This is a genomic window from Flavobacterium sp. (genome assembly GCF_024710485.1).
Classification (GTDB): Bacteria; Bacteroidota; Bacteroidia; order Flavobacteriales; family Flavobacteriaceae; genus Flavobacterium.
This window is the reverse complement of record NZ_JANJUQ010000007.1, coordinates 198,396-219,148: the sequence shown is the minus strand read 5'-3', so window position 1 is coordinate 219,148 and position 20,753 is coordinate 198,396. Positions and strand designations below refer to the sequence as shown.

Annotated in this window: 19 protein-coding genes; 6 read left to right on the top strand and 13 right to left on the bottom strand. The window is 35.5% G+C overall.

The window, feature by feature from the left end:
* Positions 1 to 98 precede the first annotated feature (98 nt).
* Positions 99 to 704 (bottom strand): DUF4254 domain-containing protein, encoded by a 606-nt coding sequence (locus Q0M21_RS02065; RefSeq protein WP_295334012.1) that lies wholly within the window; start codon positions 702 to 704, stop codon positions 99 to 101.
* Between the two features lie 97 nt (positions 705 to 801).
* Between Q0M21_RS02065 and upp the strand changes: the two genes are divergently transcribed.
* Positions 802 to 1,455 carry a uracil phosphoribosyltransferase gene (upp, locus tag Q0M21_RS02060; protein WP_295334009.1) on the top strand — a complete coding sequence of 218 codons (654 nt, stop codon included), beginning with the start codon at positions 802 to 804 and terminating at the stop codon, positions 1,453 to 1,455.
* Here upp and Q0M21_RS02055 read toward each other — a convergent pair.
* The gene (locus Q0M21_RS02055) at positions 1,450 to 2,379 is read right to left on the bottom strand and encodes a DUF6427 family protein (RefSeq protein WP_295334006.1); all 930 of its coding nucleotides are present in this window, start codon (positions 2,377 to 2,379) and stop codon (positions 1,450 to 1,452) included. The two genes, upp and Q0M21_RS02055, sit on opposite strands and share 6 nt — an antisense overlap.
* Before the next feature lie 45 nt (positions 2,380 to 2,424).
* On the opposite strand from Q0M21_RS02055, the gene Q0M21_RS02050 reads away from it, so the two are divergent.
* Positions 2,425 to 2,655, top strand: coding sequence for a uracil phosphoribosyltransferase (locus Q0M21_RS02050; protein WP_295334003.1), 231 nt, complete (start codon positions 2,425 to 2,427; stop codon positions 2,653 to 2,655).
* Here Q0M21_RS02050 and purD read toward each other — a convergent pair.
* Positions 2,647 to 3,921 (bottom strand): phosphoribosylamine--glycine ligase, encoded by a 1,275-nt coding sequence (purD, locus tag Q0M21_RS02045; RefSeq protein ID WP_295334000.1) that lies wholly within the window; start codon positions 3,919 to 3,921, stop codon positions 2,647 to 2,649. The two genes, Q0M21_RS02050 and purD, sit on opposite strands and share 9 nt — an antisense overlap.
* Positions 3,922 to 4,083: 162 nt before the next feature.
* Between purD and Q0M21_RS02040 the strand changes: the two genes are divergently transcribed.
* Genes Q0M21_RS02040 through Q0M21_RS02030 form a run of 3 tightly spaced genes read left to right on the top strand, consistent with a single transcriptional unit; the run spans position 4,084 to position 7,681 of the window.
* Entirely contained in the window at positions 4,084 to 5,415 is a 1,332-nt protein-coding gene (locus Q0M21_RS02040) for a hypothetical protein (RefSeq protein ID WP_295333997.1), read from the top strand.
* Positions 5,412 to 6,497, top strand: a complete 1,086-nt coding sequence (wecB, locus tag Q0M21_RS02035) for a non-hydrolyzing UDP-N-acetylglucosamine 2-epimerase (RefSeq protein WP_295333994.1) — start codon at positions 5,412 to 5,414, stop codon at positions 6,495 to 6,497. Before Q0M21_RS02040 ends, wecB (Q0M21_RS02035) begins: the two co-directional genes overlap by 4 nt.
* The gene (locus tag Q0M21_RS02030; RefSeq protein WP_295333992.1) at positions 6,497 to 7,681 is read left to right on the top strand and encodes a glycosyltransferase family 4 protein; all 1,185 of its coding nucleotides are present in this window, start codon (positions 6,497 to 6,499) and stop codon (positions 7,679 to 7,681) included. The genes wecB (Q0M21_RS02035) and Q0M21_RS02030 overlap by 1 nt, the downstream gene beginning before the upstream one ends.
* On the opposite strand, the gene Q0M21_RS02025 is transcribed toward Q0M21_RS02030, so the two are convergent.
* From Q0M21_RS02025 to Q0M21_RS02010, 4 genes are read right to left on the bottom strand one after another with little or no spacing between them, the layout of a single operon-like run.
* A complete protein-coding gene (locus Q0M21_RS02025; protein ID WP_295333990.1) occupies positions 7,678 to 9,045 on the bottom strand; it encodes an undecaprenyl-phosphate glucose phosphotransferase in 1,368 nt (455 codons plus the stop codon). The two genes, Q0M21_RS02030 and Q0M21_RS02025, sit on opposite strands and share 4 nt — an antisense overlap.
* Before the next feature lie 6 nt (positions 9,046 to 9,051).
* On the bottom strand, positions 9,052 to 10,035 hold the full coding sequence (locus Q0M21_RS02020) for a UDP-glucuronic acid decarboxylase family protein (RefSeq protein ID WP_295333987.1): 984 nt from the start codon (positions 10,033 to 10,035) through the stop codon (positions 9,052 to 9,054).
* Positions 10,032 to 11,393 (bottom strand): O-antigen ligase, encoded by a 1,362-nt coding sequence (locus Q0M21_RS02015; RefSeq protein ID WP_295333986.1) that lies wholly within the window; start codon positions 11,391 to 11,393, stop codon positions 10,032 to 10,034. Before Q0M21_RS02015 ends, Q0M21_RS02020 begins: the two co-directional genes overlap by 4 nt.
* Positions 11,326 to 12,474, bottom strand: a complete 1,149-nt coding sequence (locus tag Q0M21_RS02010) for a DUF1972 domain-containing protein (RefSeq protein WP_367273703.1) — start codon at positions 12,472 to 12,474, stop codon at positions 11,326 to 11,328. The genes Q0M21_RS02015 and Q0M21_RS02010 overlap by 68 nt, the downstream gene beginning before the upstream one ends.
* A gap of 161 nt (positions 12,475 to 12,635) precedes the next feature.
* Here Q0M21_RS02010 and wecB (Q0M21_RS02005) point away from each other — a divergent pair, with 161 nt between their 5' ends.
* Positions 12,636 to 13,751 carry a non-hydrolyzing UDP-N-acetylglucosamine 2-epimerase gene (gene wecB / locus Q0M21_RS02005; RefSeq protein WP_295333983.1) on the top strand — a complete coding sequence of 372 codons (1,116 nt, stop codon included), beginning with the start codon at positions 12,636 to 12,638 and terminating at the stop codon, positions 13,749 to 13,751.
* A 74-nt stretch (positions 13,752 to 13,825) separates the two neighbouring features.
* Here the strand turns inward: wecB (Q0M21_RS02005) and Q0M21_RS02000 are convergent, their stop codons facing one another.
* The 6 genes from Q0M21_RS02000 to Q0M21_RS01975 all read right to left on the bottom strand — a co-directional run bounded on the left by Q0M21_RS02000 (position 13,826) and on the right by Q0M21_RS01975 (position 20,753).
* On the bottom strand, positions 13,826 to 14,998 hold the full coding sequence (locus Q0M21_RS02000) for a glycosyltransferase family 4 protein (protein WP_295333980.1): 1,173 nt from the start codon (positions 14,996 to 14,998) through the stop codon (positions 13,826 to 13,828).
* On the bottom strand, positions 14,995 to 16,221 hold the full coding sequence (locus tag Q0M21_RS01995) for a hypothetical protein (protein WP_295333977.1): 1,227 nt from the start codon (positions 16,219 to 16,221) through the stop codon (positions 14,995 to 14,997). The genes Q0M21_RS02000 and Q0M21_RS01995 overlap by 4 nt, the downstream gene beginning before the upstream one ends.
* Positions 16,221 to 16,898, bottom strand: a complete 678-nt coding sequence (locus Q0M21_RS01990; RefSeq protein ID WP_295333974.1) for an acyltransferase — start codon at positions 16,896 to 16,898, stop codon at positions 16,221 to 16,223. The genes Q0M21_RS01995 and Q0M21_RS01990 overlap by 1 nt, the downstream gene beginning before the upstream one ends.
* A 42-nt stretch (positions 16,899 to 16,940) precedes the next feature.
* On the bottom strand, positions 16,941 to 18,206 hold the full coding sequence (locus tag Q0M21_RS01985; RefSeq protein ID WP_295333971.1) for an oligosaccharide flippase family protein: 1,266 nt from the start codon (positions 18,204 to 18,206) through the stop codon (positions 16,941 to 16,943).
* An 87-nt stretch (positions 18,207 to 18,293) separates the two neighbouring features.
* On the bottom strand, positions 18,294 to 18,842 hold the full coding sequence (locus tag Q0M21_RS01980) for a hypothetical protein (RefSeq protein WP_295333968.1): 549 nt from the start codon (positions 18,840 to 18,842) through the stop codon (positions 18,294 to 18,296).
* 54 nt (positions 18,843 to 18,896) lie between these two features.
* A complete protein-coding gene (locus tag Q0M21_RS01975) occupies positions 18,897 to 20,753 on the bottom strand; it encodes a glycosyltransferase family 39 protein (protein WP_295333965.1) in 1,857 nt (618 codons plus the stop codon).

Here is a 20,753-nt window from a genome sequence, read left to right as displayed (position 1 = left end):
ACAATTAAATGAGATTAACTTATCATTTCGACGAAAGAGAAATCACATAATCGATATAGCGTGATGAAATTCGTCCTACGTCGAAATGACAATAAGGGTTATTTTTTATTTTGGTATAACACCGGATTCAATTCTTCGTCGTTGTACATTTTCATTTGTTTGTATACTTTCATGTATTTGTTGCCGTTTTCAATATCGGTCAACAAGTCATTGATAGACACAAACATGTCATTTTTCTGATCCAGCAATACGTTTAACTTTTCCTGACACTTGGCTCTGTGTTCTTCACTGGCTTCAGCGCGGTTAGCTTCTTCGCTCATGTGGTAAATTTTTAAAGCTAAAATCGACAAACGGTCTATAGCCCAAGCCGGACTTTCCGTATTGATTTTGGCTCCAGGTTTTACTGATACATCTTTGTATTTCTGTAAAAAGTAACTGTCGATATATTCAACCATATCAGTACGAACTTGGTTGGAGGCATCGATTTTTCTTTTTAAATCCAAAGCCGCAATCGGGTCAATATTGGGATCGCGAATGATGTCTTCATAATGCCATTGAACGGTATCTACCCAATTTTTTGCATACAATAAATACTCTATACTTCCTTTGGCGTAAGGGTTTAAAGTAGGTTGGTAAACATCATCGATGATGTGATAATCTTTGATACTCTGTTCGAAAATTGGGAAAGCAAATTGTGAAAACATAATTCAGATTCTATTTTATTTCATAGTAATTGACCAAAAGGTCACAGGTACAAAGATAGTTTTTTATACTTTTACCTCAACAAAATTTAAGTCGTCCATGCATATTCATTACATTTCTGAGCAAAATAGTATCCTCAATCATTTCTTGGCCCAAATTCGAGATGTTGCGATTCAAAAAGACAGTATGCGATTTCGAAAAAATATAGAACGTATCGGAGAAATCATGGCTTATGAATTGAGTAAAACACTTGAATACAAAAACATTGATGTTCAAACGCCGCTAGGCATCAAACACACCACTACCATCGCCGATCATGTGGTTTTGTGTTCTATCCTTCGAGCCGGACTGGCTTTACATACCGGATTTATGAACATTTTTGACAATGCGGAAAACGGATTTGTTTCGGCTTATCGCCATCATTATGACAACGATGATAAGTTTGAAATTTTAGTAGAATACCAAGCGGCGCCATCTTTTGAAGATAAAAACCTTATCTTAATTGATCCGATGCTGGCCACCGGACAATCCATCGTGGCCGTTTTACACAAATTGCATTTGGAACAAAAACCTAAAGAAATTCACATTGCAGTAGTTATTGCAGCTCCGGAGGGAATTGCCTACTTGGAAGAAAATCTACCTGAAAATTGTCACTTGTGGGTCGCAGCTTTGGATGATCGACTGAATGAGAAAAACTACATTATTCCCGGATTGGGCGATGCCGGAGATTTGGCCTATGGCAGCAAACTATAATTGGGCAAAAAAGGCAATAAAACTCCCGACGATTAATAACAACAGTACGATTTCCTGATACATCTTGTTTTGGGAGTATTCGATATTGTTAGTAGTCATTACCGCCAGAGGGAAAAAAGTAAACAACAACATCGCATTGTTTTTTTCAGGCGAAAACAAAAAAACCACACTGCCAATTAAAAATCCGAAAACCATTTTCTTGTATGAAGCTTGTAAAATCAACGGTCTGTTGGTTAACGTAAAAATCATAGATAGCAGGAAATACAAAGAAACAACTACATAAAAAGACAAGGCTGCATTTTGGTAATTATGGGTAAAATAATCCAACTCGAAATTCATTTGGGCTTGTTTTACTATATGATTCAACCACGACTGGTCTATCAATAAAGCCAAAAATAAAAACACTACTGCTGTAGCTACCAAGGCTACAAATGGTAGGAGCCAGTTTCTATAGTCACGTGAAACATGGAAAACAATAGAAATATAGACCAATAGCACAAAAAGAATACACCAAAAATGGAATAATGAAGCGATAAAAATCCAAATAGAAGCGTCAAATATTTTCTCTTTTGGTGCTTTTAAAGTTTGAAGTGAAATTAATCTTCGCATGGCCAACAGCAAAAAGAAATTGGCAAATAACAGATTGGTATGACTAAAAACGGAAGGAAAAAGCAGCAAAAACAACAAGAAAAACAATATGGTATAACTGCTGTCTTTGGTGAGACCATTTTTCTTGACTATAAAGTTAACCAAGAAGAAGCACACCAATAAAATAATGATTAACAACGCATTAGAAGAACTTCCAGCGGCATTGACAGACTGGCTCAACAAGCTGTTTTGGTAGATAAAGAAAGTCGCGGTAAGCAAAAGAAACACCAAGACATAATTAACGATGCTCGATTTTTTAAAAATGCTTGTAATCATGAGGATATTTTATACATTTGTGGTGTAAATATAACATTTTATACAATGAAAGCATTTTTCGAAGCTATTCAGACTTTATTTGTAGACTTTCTATTCAAACCTTTCGATTGGTTACGCGATTTAGAATTGAGCAATTGGTGGTTAGCGAATATTATCAGTTGGGTTTTAATCATTGTTTGTTGCAAGTACATCGTGTACTGGTGCAAAGAGTTGAAAAAACACCAAGAAAACAACGAAGAAAACCAAGATACAACGGCTCACTCTTTCTTAAGCTAAGTCAAAGCCGATATCTTTCCTGAAATACATCTTATCAAAATGTAACTTGTTTATGTTTTGGTAAGATTTTTTTATGGCTTCTTGGTAAGTATCTCCGAAAGAAGTCACCGCTAAAACCCTTCCGCCATTGGTTACCACCTGACCATTTTCTAACTTAGTTCCGGCGTGAAACACTATCGAATCCGAAATACTTTCAATACCCGAAATAGTAAATCCTTTATCGTACTCTTCGGGATAACCGCCCGAAACTACCATAATCGTAGTAGCGCTACGCGAATCAATGATCAAGTTAACTTCATCCAGTTTTTGTTCGGCAACCGCCTGAAATAAAGTCACCAAATCCGATTGGATTCTCGGCATCACCACTTCGGTTTCCGGATCGCCCATTCTTACATTGTACTCAATTACCATGGGTTCTCCTTTGACAATAATCAAACCGATAAACACAAATCCTTTGTACTCGATACCGTCTTTTTGTAAACCGGCAACGGTAGGTTTCACAATGCGAGTTTCGATTTTTTCCATCAACACTTCATCCGCAAACGGCACCGGTGAAACAGCACCCATTCCTCCGGTATTCAATCCGGTATCGCCTTCTCCTATTCGCTTATAATCTTTGGCCGTTGGCAATAGTTTGTAATTCTTACCGTCGGTTAACACGAAACAACTCAACTCAATACCATCTAAAAATTCTTCGATAACTACTTTGGAACTCGCAGCGCCAAACTTGGCATTGACCAACATATTGCGCAATTCGGTTTGAGCTTCTTGTAAATCATTCAAAATTAAAACACCTTTACCGGCAGCTAATCCGTCGGCTTTTAATACATAAGGCGGTTGTAAAGTGGTTAAAAATTGACAGCCTTGCTCTACGGTTTCGGCGGTAAAGCTGGCATATGCAGCTGTCGGGATTTTGTGTTTGACCAAAAACTCTTTGGCAAATTCTTTACTGCCCTCAAGTTGCGCCCCTAATTTGGAAGGACCAATTACCGGAACGTGGCTGATTTGAGGATCATTTTTAAAAAAGTCATAAACCCCTTGTACCAAAGGATCTTCCGGCCCTACTACTACCATATTTATGTTTTCGCTCAGCACTAATACTTTAAGTGCTTCAAAATCTGTTGGACTTACCACAACATTAGTTGCAATGGCAGCAGTACCGGCATTTCCGGGTGCTACAAAAAGTTTTTGACAAGACGGACTTTGTAATAATTTATAGGCTAATGCATGTTCCCTTCCTCCGGAACCCAGTAGTAAAATAGTCATAATGTGTTGTTTGTAGTTGTTCCGCAAAAGTAGTTTGTTTTGATTGGAGTTTAAAGATAATCTTTTAAAAAAAATTGTGGTTTGAAGTAATTAGGGTTTGGTTTTCTTATTTTTGAAAAAAATAGATTTGATTGTTTTCTAAAATCATTCCGAAGAGTTAAAATGGACGTTTACAATACAATTTTAAAAAGGATTATTCTCCCGATAAGTGAGTTCATTTTTGGCATTCCTTTGACAAAAGAATTGAAAAAACTGGATGATTTTACCCGATTGTCTGAAACAGAAATAGCCGCATTACAACAACAAAAACTTTCGTTATTATTGAAGCATGCTGTTGGTCGTTCCGAGTATTATAAAAAGCTGAACATCAACATTGATAATAATAACCCTATCGAAAGCTTAAAAAAGTTTCCAATCTTAACAAAGCCTGTTTTAAAAAAAAATACAGAATCTATTTTAACGGAACCTAAAAAAAATCTTTTAAAAAACGGAAGCAGCGGTTCGACAGGAGAGCAAACCATTATTTATTGGAATAAAAAAGAGCAAACCATTAATAGAGCAACCCAATTATTGTGGTGGAAATGGGCAAATTATGAGCTTGGTGATAAATTGATTCAAACCGGAATTAACCCGAAAAGACTTGGATTGAAGAAATATAAAGATTTCTTTTTCAGAACAAAATATGTTCAAGCTTTCTCTCACAATGAAGTTGATGTTAAGAATGTACTGAAGGGACTAAAGGATGATAAAGATTATGTTTTGGCCGGATATGCCTCTTCCCTTTATGTGATGGCAAAAATTGCTCAAGAAAACAATATAAAAGTTAAATTTAAATCAGCTATTTCTTGGGGCGATAAACTTTTTGATTACTATAAAAAAACCATTCTAGACACTTTTGGGTGCAAAACGTATGAAACATATGGTTCGGGGGAAGGCTTTATGATTGGCGCTCAGAAAGATTTAGATTGTATGTATCTGATGGCCACTAATGTTTTTGTAGAAATAGTAGACGAAAACGGAAATGAAGTTGAAGACGGAGAAATCGGGAATGTAATTGTAACAAACCTGAATGGTTACGCAATGCCTTTAATTCGCTATAAAATAGGAGACCTTGGTATAAAAATGGCTCGGAATAATTATCCAACCCATAGAGAATTGCAATTGCCTATAATCCAAAAAATTATCGGTCGAGATACTGATATTGTAAAAACACCTTCCGGAAATTTTTTAGTAGTACATTCTTTTACCGGTATTTTTGAACATATTCCGGAAATTAAACAGTTTTGTGTCATTCAAAAGGAGTTATCAGGAATTGAAATTCAGTATATTACAGACAAAGGTTTCAATAATGATATTCTGGAAAGCATCAAAGTTCAAATACTGAAAAGTTTGAATGAACCATTTGAAATAAAATTTGAAGAGGTAAAAGAAATTAGGCCAACAAAGTCCGGAAAACCTCAATTAATTGTTTCACATTTGACAAACAAATTATGAAAATAACAATCGTTGCAGGTGCAAGGCCAAATTTTATCAAAATTGCTCCCATCATTAAAGCCATTGAGAAAAAGCAAAGTGAAGGTGTGGAAATCACGTATCGTTTGGTGCATACCGGTCAACATTACGATAAAAACCTAAGTGATACTTTTTTTGAAGAGCTCAACATTCCGCACCCGAATGCCAATTTAGAAGTAAAAAGCGGCACTCAAGCTGAGCAAACCGGGGCTATTATGGTTGCTTTTGAAAAAGAATTGCAGCAACATCCCTGTGATTTAGTATTGGTTGTTGGCGATGTCAATTCGACTATGGCTTGTGCTATTGTGGCCAAAAAAAGCAACATCAAGGTTACTCACGTGGAAGCCGGAATTCGTTCGGGCGACATGACGATGCCGGAAGAAATTAACCGCATTGTAACCGACAGCATCACCGATTACTTTTTCACTACCTCAACCACAGCTTCAGAAAACTTATTGAAATACGGTGCTAATCCTAATGATATTCATTTTGTAGGCAATGTGATGATTGACACTTTAGCCCAAAACTTAAACCGCTTTTCCGCTCCTGTATTTTGGGAAGAATTCAAATTAGAGAAGGGCAATTATATTGTTTTAACGTTGCATCGCCCGGCCAATGTAGATGAAGCGCAGTCTTTACTGAGCTTATTGCAAGGCATAGATGCTTTGGCCGGTGAGAAGAAAATAATTTTCCCGGTACATCCGCGCACCAAAGCTATTTTAGGCGATAGGTCGCTCGAACTGAAGAACACCCTAATGGTGGAACCACAAGGCTATTTGAATTTTATGTTTTTGGTGAAAAACAGCTTTGCCGTGATAACTGATTCCGGAGGTATTTCGGAGGAAACTACAGTTTTAGGCATTCCGTGTTTCACCATGCGCAACAATACTGAAAGACCTGAAACCCAAACCATCGGGACCAATACGTTGGTTGGCACTTCCATAGAAAACTTAGAAAAACTGTTCAGTGCCTTTTTAAAAAATGGCCCGAAACCGGCTGGAATACCGGAACTCTGGGACGGAAAAGCATCGGAACGCATTGTTGAAATCCTGTTGCAAAAGTAATGGAGGAAATTCTAATTATATCCAATTATTATCCACCCGAAAAAGGGGCTGCCGCGAATAGAATCGAACAATTGGCGCTGAAATTACAGCAAAACAATTACAAAGTTTCCGTTGTTTGTCCGCTAGGAAATTATCCGAAAGGCGAACTTTTTCCGGAATACCAAGGCAAATTTTCGGTAACGGAACATCGGGATAATGTCACGGTGAAAAGGCTTTGGATTTATCCGAGTGTGAGTAAAAATCTTTTGGTTCGCATACTTTCTGTATTATCTTTTTCATTGTGTTTATTTGGCTATTTATTATTTCGTAAAACGCCGAAAAAAGTGATAGTCCAATCGCCTCCTTTGTTACTATCGTTTCTGTCGGTGTTCGTTTTATCGTTTAAAAACAAAAAAATCATTCTCAATATATCCGACTTATGGCCTTTGGCTGCCATAGAACTCCAAGCGGTAAAAGCCGGTTCTTTTTCGCATAAAGTTTCTTTGTTTATGGAACGTTTCATTTACAAAAAAGCAACGGTTATTATTGGGCAATCGGAGGAAATCCTAACGCATGTTAAAACGCTCTTCCCCGAAAAAAAAGCCTTTCTGTACCGCAACTTTCCGGATCATAAAGCCAATTCGTTAGCATTGAAAACGGTGGAAAATGAACCGATAAAATTATTTTTTGCCGGACTTTTAGGTATTGCCCAGGGCGTTTTTGAACTCTGTCAGCAAATCGATTTAAACGATTTGAATATCGAATTGCATTTGTTTGGCGACGGAGCCGAAAAAACCGCTATAGAATCGCTTATTGCTGAGGGGAAAAACCCTAAAATAATATACCACGGTATGCTGGATCGGAAAGCATTGCACGAAACATTGACAAGCTATGACATTGCTTTAGTACCTTTGAAAACCCGAATTTACGGTTCCGTTCCTTCTAAGATTTTTGAATATACCTCTTTGGGATTTCCGGTGTTGTATTTTGGCGGCGGAGAAGGCGAAGCCATAGTGGCACAAAACCAATTGGGTTGGGTAGCTTCAGTGGGTAATTTTGAAGAATTGAATCGACAATTAGCTGCGATTTCCCAGCTCAGTAAATCGGATTTGGCAGCCCTAAAACAAAAGGTTTTCGAGAGATCGATTAACACTTTTGACTTGGATGCTCAAATAAAAAATTTGATTGACAAAGAGGTGTTCTAGTAAGCCTTGTCTTCTCCTTTAAAGATATTGATGACTGTTTGCAGAATGATTTTTAAGTCCATTATCATCGACCAATTTTCGATGTAAAACACATCCAATTTGATTCGGTTAATCATGTCTTCTTCGGTTTCAATTTCGCCACGGAAACCTTTTACCTGAGCCAATCCGGTAATCCCTGGTTTAACATAATGGCGTACCATGTATTTTTTGATTTTACTGGCATAAGCTTTGTTTTGCGACCAAAGATGCGGTCTCGGACCAACCACCGACATATCGCCTAAAAGCACATTGAAAAACTGTGGCAATTCATCAACACTCGTTTTACGCATGAACTTTCCTATTCGCGTAACGCGTGGATCATTTTTAGACGCTTCTTTTTCGGTATGTCCGTTCACCTGCATAGAGCGAAACTTGTAACAAAAAAATTCTTGCTCGTCCAAGCCCGGTCGTCCTTGTTTAAAAAATACCGGTCCTTTGGATTCGAGTTTGATTAAAACTGCCAGTATAGGAATCAACCAAGACAAAAGAAATACAATGACAAAGAGAGAAAAAACGATGTCAAATGCTCTTTTAATCCCTTTGATATAAGGATTATGGAGTTGGGTTTTTTGAAGTGATAAAACCGGAAACAATTCATAATAATCAATTTTCAGGTTTTTAGAAAATATTTCTTTGGTGTCGGGTATGAATTTGATTGCCTTTTTATTCTCATCGGCAAACTCCACCAAGTCTTTTAATTTCTCGTTGGAGATTTCATTCAAAGAACAATAAATTTCATCTATTTTATTGTCGATGACGAATTTCTTGATTTCTTCTACTTTTCCTTTAATTTCAGGATTTTGCTTTTTATCTGAAAAATAGCCGTAAAATCGGTAGCCGTAATCTTTTCTGTTTTCAAAAACTTCTTTTAATCGAATAGCTTCTGTCGTATAGCCTATGATAACTGCATTTCTGAAATTACTGCCGGTTACTATACGATATCTTTTTAAGTAAAAAAACAGGAAGTACTTGAATGCGACGATGATAACAAAACTAAAAATCACGAATATCGCTATGGCTCTACCACTGAAAATAGCTGTTTTGGCAAAAGGGAAAAACGCAATCACAACGAGTAAAAAAATGCTAAACTGTTTGACAAGTTTAGTGATGATTTCTACCGGTGTGGTAAATCGGAAGACCTCATAATAACGGACAATCAGCGCAATGAACAACCAAGTAACTGTTTGATACGTCAAGTAATACCACTGGTTTAGGTTTAACTCTCTGAAAAAGTATAAACTTAAAGTAGTAATCACCATCAAATCAAACAATACGCTGATGGGTCTGATGTACTTAGAATATCTTCCTGTTTGCTGTGCCGTCATTCGATACTAATGGATATATCCCTTAAAATCTTTATGCTCTTCTTTTAAAAGTTCTTCGTTTGAGAGCGATTTGAAATATTCGTAAGTCAGCTTCATTCCTTCTTCCCGCTTTACTTTGGCTTCCCAACCTAAAATTTCTTTGGCTTTGGTAGTATCGGGTTGGCGTTGTAATGGGTCGTTGATAGGCAGCGGATGGTAAACCACTTTTTGATTGGTGCCGGTTAATTTGATAATCTCATCGGCAAAATCTTTAATGCTGATTTCGTCCGGATTACCAATATTTACCGGATAAGGATAATCCGAGTGCAACAAACGGAAAATACCTTCCACCTGATCTGTAACATAGCAGAAGGAACGGGTTTGACTTCCGTCACCAAAAATGGTCAAATCTTCTCCACGCAATGCCTGACCGATAAAAGCCGGGATTACTCGACCATCGTTCAGTCGCATTCTCGGACCGTAAGTATTGAATATACGAACTATACGGGTTTCCAGTCCGTGGAAAGTATGATAGGCCATAGTTATAGATTCCTGGAAACGCTTGGCTTCATCATAAACACCTCTCGGACCGATTGTATTTACATTGCCGTAGTAATCTTCTGTTTGCGGATGAACCAATGGATCGCCATAAACTTCAGAAGTTGAAGCAATTAAAATTCTAGCCTTTTTTACTCTGGCCAAACCTAAAAGGTTATGGGTTCCTAACGAGCCTACTTTTAAGGTTTGAATAGGAATTTTTAAATAATCAATAGGACTTGCCGGGGAAGCAAAATGTAAAATATAATCTAATTTCCCGGGAACATGAACAAACTTAGTTACATCGTGGTGGTAAAACTCAAAGTTTTTGTCTTTAAAAAGATGTTCGATGTTTTTTAAATCTCCTGTGATTAAGTTATCCATTCCAATCACAAAGTATCCTTCGGCAATAAAACGGTCACACAGATGAGAGCCTAAAAAACCGGCGGCTCCGGTAATTAATATTCTTTTCATATCAGTTGGTCAGGTTTGGGTTTCTTGAGAGAAACTCCGGAATTAAAAAGACAATAGAATAAAGTGAAAAACACCACACCTCTTTGTCGCCACAAAAATGATTCGGTCAAAAATAAACTTATCATTAGAATTGCGAAAACAAAATGGACAAAATCTTTGGAATTGTATGCGTTTTTAACGTTAATCACCAACATTAATAACAATAAGATAAAACCGATAAAACCCAATTCGGCAAAATTTTGAACGTATTGATTGTGGAAGTTCTTACTTTGATAACCCTCAGTGCTGTCATTTCCCATAAATAAATTGTACCGTTGGGCTTTTTCTTGGATTTTAGGGTAAGATGCGTTGAGTCCGAATCCCGTCAAAAAAACCGCTTCTTCTCGAATTAATTCGGTAAATATTCGGAATTGGTACACTCGGAAAGCCGTTCCCGGAAAATAATCGTTAGGCGTAAATGTCGGATTGGTCCAAGCTTCTTTGATGCTGACATAATGCACACCTTGCGGTACGCCTTCGATTACATTAGCACTTAAACTCTTGTTAGTATTGGTTTGAAACTCTACCTGAAAACGATGTTTGATTCTTCCCATGGAAAAAATAAGCCCAACCAATAAACCAAAAACAAATAGGTTTCTCAATCGCAATTGGTGAGCGGATTTGGAGAAAAACAACAGGTAAATGGCACTCAATGCTACTACTACCAGTACAATGTTTTTAGAAGACAACAATAGAATGAATCCGAACAGAAAAGCGGCAAAAAAAGAATCCCACTTGGTTTTTGAGGTTTTGGTAAAGAAATAGAAAAAAGCAACTGCTACAAAAACAGAAACATGGATAGCGTTGAGTAGTTTTGGCACCAAACCGTAATCGTCTTGATTGGTACCATGGTAAAAAAACGCGCGAGTATCCTGGGTTAAAAAATAGCGTTTGGCAGCTCTGCACAAAAACACAAACGCCAACAAGAGGATTGAATAACTATAGGTTGAAATGATTTTATTTTTTTGATCAACTGTAAAGTTTTTCATCAATAAAAAACCTAAAGGAATGATGAGTAGCGATATTTCCTTTGGTAATGCTTTTAATGAGCTATCCTTATCAATAGACCAAATACAGGAAAGCGCCATTAGTACAAATAACAATATTGGGAGCAATATTGAAAACTGGAGTTTAAGATGGGATTTATTAAAACCGATAAAGGTAAAAATGAGAAAAACTCCCATAGCCACATTGTTTACAGCATACAGTAACGGTATGGTAACCAGCAATAAAAGGGTTGGAAAGAAAGAACTATTGTTTTGGTTTTCTTTTTTCAGATTTTGCCAAACAGTCTTCAAAGAGTTGTAGATATTCCCCATTTATTTTTTCCCAATTAAATTCGTTGACGATAGCGTCATAATTGTTTTGAACTAATTGCAAGTTATCATTTTTTTTGATAGTATGGAGAATATTTTTGACCTCCTGAGCGGTAGAAAAGTAGTAGCTGTTGTTGGCTAAAATGCCTTTGTTGAAATCGTTGTTGTGGGCAATCACCAAAGCTCTTGATGCCATAGCTTCTAAAAGTGACGGATTGGTTCCTCCAACCGAATGGCCATGAAAATACAAGTTTGAAAAATAACGCAAATTGTTAAGGTGTTCCAGATTGTAAATTCCGCCCAAAAACCTGATATTCGAGTGTGACTTGAATTTATTTTTAAGGTATTCCCCGTATTTCGTTTCATGTTTCCCAATGACCAATATGGGCGTTTTATCCTCGTTCATGGCCACGCCCTCCAAAACCATGTCTAAATTATTTTCAGGTTCAAAGCGCGCCATAATCATATTATATTGCTCTTTTGTCACCCCATAGTTTTTTAAGATTGATTCGTCGGGATTATCAAACGGATAAGCACCATAGGCTATGTACGTAGATGATTTTTGGTATTTGGTATCCAAAAAATTCTGAATTCCAATGGAATCAGACACCAAAAAATCACTGCTGTTAGCTGCCAGTCTTTCAGCAAATTTTAAAAACTGTTGTACCGGCTTGGAGTATTTGGTACGCTTCCACTCCAATCCATCCATATTGGTGATGATAATGGAGTTTTTGGGCAGGAGAAAATACCAAATTGAATTACTGGTATATCCCAACTGCAGTATAATGTCGAAATCTCTTTTACGAGAATCCATGATACAATTATAATCGTAGACAAACTGACCAAAAGTACCCAGCTTGTATTCGGGATCATATTGGTGAATGATGTTTACGCCGTGAAAAGATTTTTCCTGAAACGGATGATTGTGAGAATTATAGCAATACACTTCGTGTCCCTTTTGAACCAAATACACCGAAAAAAATTCAGCGAACTGTTCAAAACCGCCGTAATAATTGGGTACACCGCGGGTTCCTAGTATGGCTATTTTCATGCTGTTTTTACTACAGTTTAATGGGTATGTCATTTTTGCAAACGTAATAAATTGATTTGACTTGAACCCGAGATTCGTCTAAAAAGTTTAGCATTGTATTTTCAATTTTAATAAAACGCTTGTTGTGTAGTTTTGACGCTTGAAAATATAGATTTAATTGCTAGTTTTACGGTCTACTAAATTCCTTCTTTTTAATGAAAAAAGTCTTGTTTCTTTTTGGAACCCGTCCTGAAGCCATAAAAATGGCACCTCTTATTGCGGCGTTTTCTTGCGATGCTGATTTTGAAGTTAAGGTAGGTGTTACGGCACAACATCGCGAAATGTTGGATCAGGTTTTGTCTTTTTTTGAAATTAAGGTAGATTATGATTTAAATTTGATGAAACCCAATCAAACACTTCACGAATTGACTGCTGATTTGATTGCTAAAATTACTTCAGATATCTTATTAAAAGAACACTTTGATTTGGTTTTCGTTCAAGGCGATACCACTACCGTTTTAGCCGGTGCTTTAGCTTCTTTTTATCAAAAAATAAAAATTGTTCATATTGAAGCCGGTTTGAGAAGTGGTGATATGTTGTCCCCATTTCCTGAGGAAATGAACCGTGTTTTAACGTCACGCATTACTTCGTTTCATTTTTGCCCTACTGAAGCCGCTTCAGAAAATTTGACAAAAGAAAATATTAATGACAATGTCTTCGTGGTTGGGAATACTGTGATAGATGCTTTGCTAATGGGATTACAAAAAATAGATGCCGACAAAGAACAGGAGCTTCTTTCAAAATTTGATTTCATCGATTTTTCAAAAAAAATCATTTTGGTCACCTGCCATCGCAGAGAAAATTTTGGAAAACCTTTTGAAGAAATCTGCGAAGCTTTGTTGAACATTGCAACTTCATTTGAAAATCTGGCAGAAATTGTGTATCCGGTACATCTAAATCCGAACATAAAAGAAGTTGCTAAAAGCCAACTGATTGCCGACAATATCAAACTAATTTGGCCTTTAGATTATCCGGAACTAATTTGGATGATGAACAAAAGTAACATCATTATTACTGATTCCGGAGGCATACAAGAAGAAGCGCCAAGTTTAGGTAAACCTGTTTTAGTTTTAAGAGAAGTTACGGAAAGAATGGAAGGTGTTCATTCCGGAACAGCGGTGTTAGTAGGCTCGAATAAAGCTAAAATTATCTTAGAAACCCAAAAACTATTAGAAAATCCATCCTATTATTCACAAATTGCCACGGCTTCTAATCCTTATGGAGACGGAACCACCAGCCAAAAAATCAAAGAGATAATCAGCCGTTTTTAACAGCTCTTTTCTATTGAAAATAAAAAAAATTCAAGCTTTGTTTGGTTTTGAGCAGGTTGTTAAACCTTAAGGTGTTAACGATTCGAGAGACTATTAAAAATAGCTTCAAATTGGTCGATGTGTTTCTTTAGAGAAAATTCAGAATGCACACGTCCACACCCTTTTATTCCGAATGATTTTCTTTTATTTTCATCGCTTATCAAAACACTAAGTGCCTCTGCTAACTTTTCCGGGTTTCGAGGCTCAAATAACAACCCTGTTTCATTAGGCAATACAATCTCTGTCAAACCTCCGTGATTTGCTGCAATTACAGGCTTTTTGGAAAGCATTGCTTCAATGGCTACCATGCCGAAAGGTTCCGGCTCTGTTGACGGTACCACCGCTATATCAATAGAGTCCCAAAACTTCCAAATAGCTTCTTGAAAAGGAATGATAACCACTCTTTCCGTTAAAGCAAATTCGATTATTTTATTCTGCAATTCGATTTCAAAAATTTCTTGATTGGGCGGTGCAGAACCGATGAAAACCAATTTAATGTTAGGATACTTATGGGCAATTTTTTGAAAGGCTTCCAAAAGCAACTGTTGGCCTTTCCAACTGTTGATTCTTCCCACCAGGGCTATTACCAAGTCATCGGAACCAACTTTAAAATAATTTTTTCGGATTGAAGCAACTTCTTCCAAACTGGTATCCAGCTTTTGGGTAACATCCAAACCATTACAAATCGCATGCGATTTTTGGGCTAGTTTTTTGTTATTCTTAATCCAAAAATCCATAGTGGTTTTGGAATCATATACCGCTACATGATTGCAATCCAACGACAACAATTTCACAAATCCTTTATAGAATATGGCCGGTTGGGCAATGATTTCCTGAACATGCCAAAGGTGTTTGATGTGATGCTTTCGGGCAAAAATTAAACCTATCAATGAAGCTAGTGTATGAGAATATACAATGTCAAATCGGTGCTTTTTGTGTAATGCATTCAATATTTTTAATCCGTTTCGGTATTCTCTGAAGAAATTTAAAATCCCTTTAGGAGTGAACATCTTTCGGTAGAGTTTTAAAACCGGTGCAATGATGACTTCTATACCGTTTTTTTCAAACTCTCTTTTTAAAGGTCCGTCAAAAGGAAGAATTACGACCGACTTGTATTGCTTTTTATCCAAACCGGATATAAACATTAAAATGGTTTTATCGGAACCGTAAAGTTCGGCCGATTGGTGTATAAAGAGAATGCTTTTCATTGATGGTTTATTTTCGCCCTATAGGCAATTAAAAAGCCTATGAGTATTGATTTGGTTTCGGTTAAATTATAAAACCCTAAAAACACCCAATTGGATACAAAAAGGAAAACTCCGGTCCCTAAAAATAGTAAATTGATATTTCTGACTATGGGAAGGTCGGATTTGGATTTCCTAAAGAAATAAATAATAGTAAAAAGATAAATAAAAATACCCAGTAACCCCGATTTCAAAAAAACAATCATGAAGCCGTTGTGAAGAATTGAGATGTATCTGAGGTTCATATCACCCAACCAAACTTCTTGTTTCAAATCGATTTGAGAGCCTATTCCCTTACCGAAAATGGTTGGGATTGCACCTTCTCTGGTTACTTGACGTACCGTTAAAATATTCTCATAAGAACGATAGTTGTCATTAAAATCTTTATAATCTTCTCGGTTAATTTTCGTTTTAAAAGGCTCCATAGGCGCCACTTTGATTTTATAGAGAAATCCTTCAAATCCTTCAGCGCCTCTTCGTGGATTAGTGGAAACAACTATCAAATATCCTACTACTGAAGTAATAAGAATACTGCTGATAATGACCAAAGATTTTTTATTGATTACAAAATAACCCTTGACAGCCAGGTAGAGTATGATAAATTGTATAAAATTGGTTCGCGCCAAATACATAAACGCAGAAAAACCTACTAAAACCGTCAGTATTCTAAGTGTTTTTTTGGAATAATCAAGTTGAAAATCTTTGTGAAATAATAATATTATAAACGTATAAATTTCATAATCACTGAAATAGCCTGAATAAAATCTTAAGTCTGCGACTGTTCTGACACCTTCTATAAAAATGGCATTCAGAATAACTAAAATGTGACATCCCGCAATAAAAGCACCTGTTTTAACAATTAATCTAAAGGCATTTTGTAAATTTTTGCCACACAATTGGTAGCCTAAAAAGAATCCAATTATTGGTTTACACAGATATGTTATGTCTCTGATGACTAAGTATTTTTGATAGTCATAATTAAACGAAACTATTATCGCAATCAGTAAAATTAAAATATAAGGTATGACCAATTTAAATAGAGAAATGGAGTATTTTCTCTGAATGGTAATGATAAAGGCCAAACTCCATACCGATATGGTTGATTCAAAATTATCCAAATAAGGTACTACAATACACAGTATAAACAGGAATTGATAAAACCAATTATTGGGTATGGCTATTTTCATCAGGCTAAGGTTTTGATTACTTTAGCGGGTATTCCTCCTATAACAACATTGTCCGGATAACTTCCGTTTACCACTGCTCCGGCAGCCACCACAGAATTATTGCCAACACTGCAGCCGTCTAAAAAAGTGACTTTTGCGCCAACCCAAATATTATTCCCTAACTTGATTCCTTTTGATGTGGTACCTTGCTCTCGAATGAGTTTGGAAGCATCACCGAAATTGTGATTTTCGGAATGAAAAGAAACATAGGAACCCATAATCACATCATTGCCTATTTCAATCCCGCCCGGTGCGCCGAAATGGGTAAAATCGCCTACGGCTGAATTATTTCCCATAACCAAACCTTTTCCGAATTTTGAAAAATGACTGGTGGACAGCAATTTTGAGTAAGATCCTATTTTCACACAATCTCCCAAGACAATTTTTTCAGAAGCAAATCCGTCAAGCTCACAATAGCTCCCAATAGTAACGTTGCTGCCAAAAACTATATTGCGTGAATTCAAAATTTTTGTGTTGCATCCAATGAATACTTTTTTGCCGGTTTTTAAAAAGCCTCTGACCAACATTATCATTCGATTGTATAGCGTTACATAAATCAATCGGGTTGGGATTCGGTCGTCAATTTGGTAGCTTTTTCCGGAATTGGCCAGCATTTTTTGGAAAAATCTTTTAATCATCTAAGCGCAATTTTACTATCAGCTTCAAAAATACAATAGTTTTTAACTTGTGCGAAGAAATACATTGTTTTTAATTGTTTTATAGAAAACGAATGAAGTAATAATTTCGGTGATTATCAAAGCTACCAAAACCCCTAAAACATGGTACACCGGAGTAATCAGTACGATAATTAACAAACTTAACAGTGTTATAATCATGGTAATTTTAACATATTGTGTTTGCTTATTCGATCCTAAAACCAATTGCTTTAACGGAATGGTAATACCTTGTAGTATAGGAATAAAAATTGCGATTTTTAACAGATTGCTAAGCGTTGTGATTTCTTTCGGATTAAAATAGGACACAATTTCAACCGAGAAAATTAGGATTCCTATCATGCATAAAACAATAAAAAGCAGGTTCAGTCCGTTGTAAAGTTTCCAAAAATGAAGCGCTTCTTCTTTGCTTTTGTCTAATAAATAACATACTCTGGGATAAACAAAATTAAAGAACAGTAAAATATAGGTTTTAAAAATCACAATAATTTGGTCGATAATTTTATACTGTCCGGCCATTGCATTTCCGCCGAAAAAACTAATTAACACTATAGGAGAATACATTTGAAGCGAAACAAAAATCTGGGAAGAAAAGAGCGAGAAGTTGTCTTTAATCATTTGAATTACTGCAGCCTTTTTTACCTTCGAAAACGAGAAGGAATGGTGTGTTACAACATAAAACCACACGATTCCGTAGGCGACAATCATTCCGATTCCCCAAATCAAATTGCTGTAAACGTAATCTTCTGGTTTATGGATAAAAAGAAAAACGCCAAGTAGGTAAATTACTTTTGACAAGATGTTGAGTAGGGTTATCCACTTGAAATTTTCAACGCCTTGTAAAAACCAGGTTGGGTTAATATACTGACCTATAACCATTGACAAACTAAAAAAGAAAAGTGTTTTTTCTTCGCTGAAATAGGGAATAAACCAAAAAACCAAACTGAATAACGCGAGCATTAATACCAGTAACACCAATTTTGCAGTGTAGGTTGTGATAAAAATGCGCTCTAATTCGGCCTGGTTTTCCCTATTGACCGAAATGTCTTTTACCCCTACAATTTCGGAACCGTAATCCACAAAAACCATGATGAAAAAGGCCAAGGCCATACCTACGCCTATTTTTCCGTAGCCTTCTTCACCACAAATGGAAACAATATAAGGAATAACCAACAACGGCGTAATTAAATTAAACCCTTGCCCAAAACCGTAGGTAATTAGGTTTTTGAGATTTTTGTTTTTAAACAAATATGTCGCTATTCCTTTAAACATTCTTCACTTGAATAAATGTAAATGTAGTCAAATAAAAAATGCTACAAATTTGTTCATTCGTAGCATTTCAATAGTATTTAGCTAAACCTATTTCACTAATTTATCTATCTCCTGAGAAAGTGTCTCATGCGGATATAAAATTGGTGGTGAATTCTGATCTAGTTTAATTCGTTTTAAAGTAGATGTCTTTTTATCTAAAATTGTACTTTCTTGATTCGGATAGAAATAATAATAAATCAAAGAGTCTTTTGCCTCAAAAGATTTTTCGTAATAATTCATCTTAAACTTTTTCAATACAATTTCAGTTTGTTCTTTATTGACATCATGACCAAAATCAACTCTTAAATTGGTTGGAATTACATCATCTGGCAAACTGAAAACCACCTCTTGAGGTTTATCGCTCCCTTTGTATGGGTACCAAAGTGATTTTTCTTCTGTGAAGTTTATAGAACCATCTTCTGTGTAATAAAGATGAAAATTATCGTCTTTGATAGCTAATAATTCAAATGAAACTTTAAATTTTGTGTCAACATTTTTAACCTCTTCACTTGTGTTATCTTCTACTTTTTTCTCTTCCTTGCAAGAAAAAAAACTTACTGTTAGCAACACAAAAAGGATAAGACTTTTAGTTTTCATATTTAATGTTTTTTTGCAAATATAAAATTTATATATAAAACGTTGTTTATGTTATCAATCAATATTGACTTTTTTATCAGTAATTACCAATCCTTTTGATTTATTTTGGTCATCAAAAAGTAAAACTCCTAACTTATAGATTCCTTTTCTGAATTCAGATTTGTCAATCTCTGCTGAAAATCCTGAATTATCAATATTAAATTTACTTTTGAAGTAAGTTGTAACATCTTTTCTTGTGCTGTTTTGGATGTTTAAAATGGTATAATTATTTTGCTCATCAAACGCAAGTACATAAATCCGAGTTGTTAATGCATCTTGGTTTTCAAGATAAGCCCAACCGTTAAAGGTAATTTTATCAGCAGTGATATTAAAACTTTCAAAAGAAAAATTCATTTTGTCGCCGTTTACGGTTTTTAAAGGAAAAAATGATGTAATATCAACATTAGGTTTATAATCTTTCTTTAAAATATAATGTTTTGTCCAACAGTCATAAAAATCGCTATTCAAATCAACCACAAAGTTTGCATTCAAAAAATCGAGGGTGGCTTGTGAAGGATTATAGGTTCTTTGATGTCCATCAGCATACCAAAAAGATGTTGTTTGTTCCTTACCGCTAATCATTTCGGCTACATAATTATCTAAATTATTTTCTATTAAAATTGTTTTTTCTTCATTCTTATTAAAGAAATAAGGAAAATACCAAGCCAAACTGCTCACAACTTTTTCGTCTGACTTTTTGTTCTTCTGTATGAACAAACTCAACTCTCTGAATTGTGTTTTGTAGGTACTAGTGTAAAATCGCTTGACGATAACTACATCTATTAATGAAAAAACAATTATTAAACTAATAATACCTAATTTAACAACACTATTTCGAATGTAAAAGATTCCCATTGAAATCAAAATAATTATTGCCGGAAGTAAGTTTATAAAATAACGGGTAATTAACATGGGTAAATTGACAAAGGACAATACTAGTGGAATTAGCAGGGTAACCATTATCCATGTAATCAATATAAAAAAACTAAAATTTAGCTCATTTTTATCAGGATTTATAGTGTAGCTTTCTTCATTAGTGCTTTCAAATAATCGAACCAAACAATAAAATAATACGGTAACTACAAAGAACAAAACAATTTCTGATTGACCGAAAAACTCTTTAAACATTTGGGTATACACATCTACTCCAGGGATTGGAATCCAAATAGATGTCCTTTCTGAAGCTGCAAAAAATAATTTCAAACTTGGTAAAAAAAGAACAAGTGTTATTAATCCAGAAATAAACGAAAACAAAAAAAATTTCTTTGAGTCTGTTTTAAATGGCCTTAGAATAAAAAATAACAAAATTAAATATTCTGCAAAGAGGGCAAATAATGCAAAAAAATGAGTGTAAATCATTAAACCCGCAAAAACACCATGTAGAACAGCCGCTTTATAAGATGGCTTTTTAATAAATTTAGCCAAGTACAAAAATGATAAAGTAGTGGTTAAAAACAACATGGAATACATTCTTCCATCTTGTGAATGATACAAATGAAAATAATTTACACTTAAAAGCAAGGCACTAACAATGCCAACCTGTTTATTCATCAATTCTTTTCCAAGAAAATAAATAGATATTAATCCTCCAACACCAATCAGTGCCGAAAAACATCTCAAAACAAATGTTGTGTACCCAAAAACTGTGAATGATATCTTTACCAGAATAAAATACAGTGGCGGATGTGGCTCAGTAATCATCATCAATTGATACATCTCACGGAAACTTAAAGTAGGATTTGCTTCATTAATAGTGTGAATCTCATCCAACCAAACGCTTTGAAAATCAATATTGTAGATTCTCAATGCTGTAGCAAAAAATAAGATTGATACAAACCACTTATTATTTTTTATCCAATTTAGTAGCTTCAT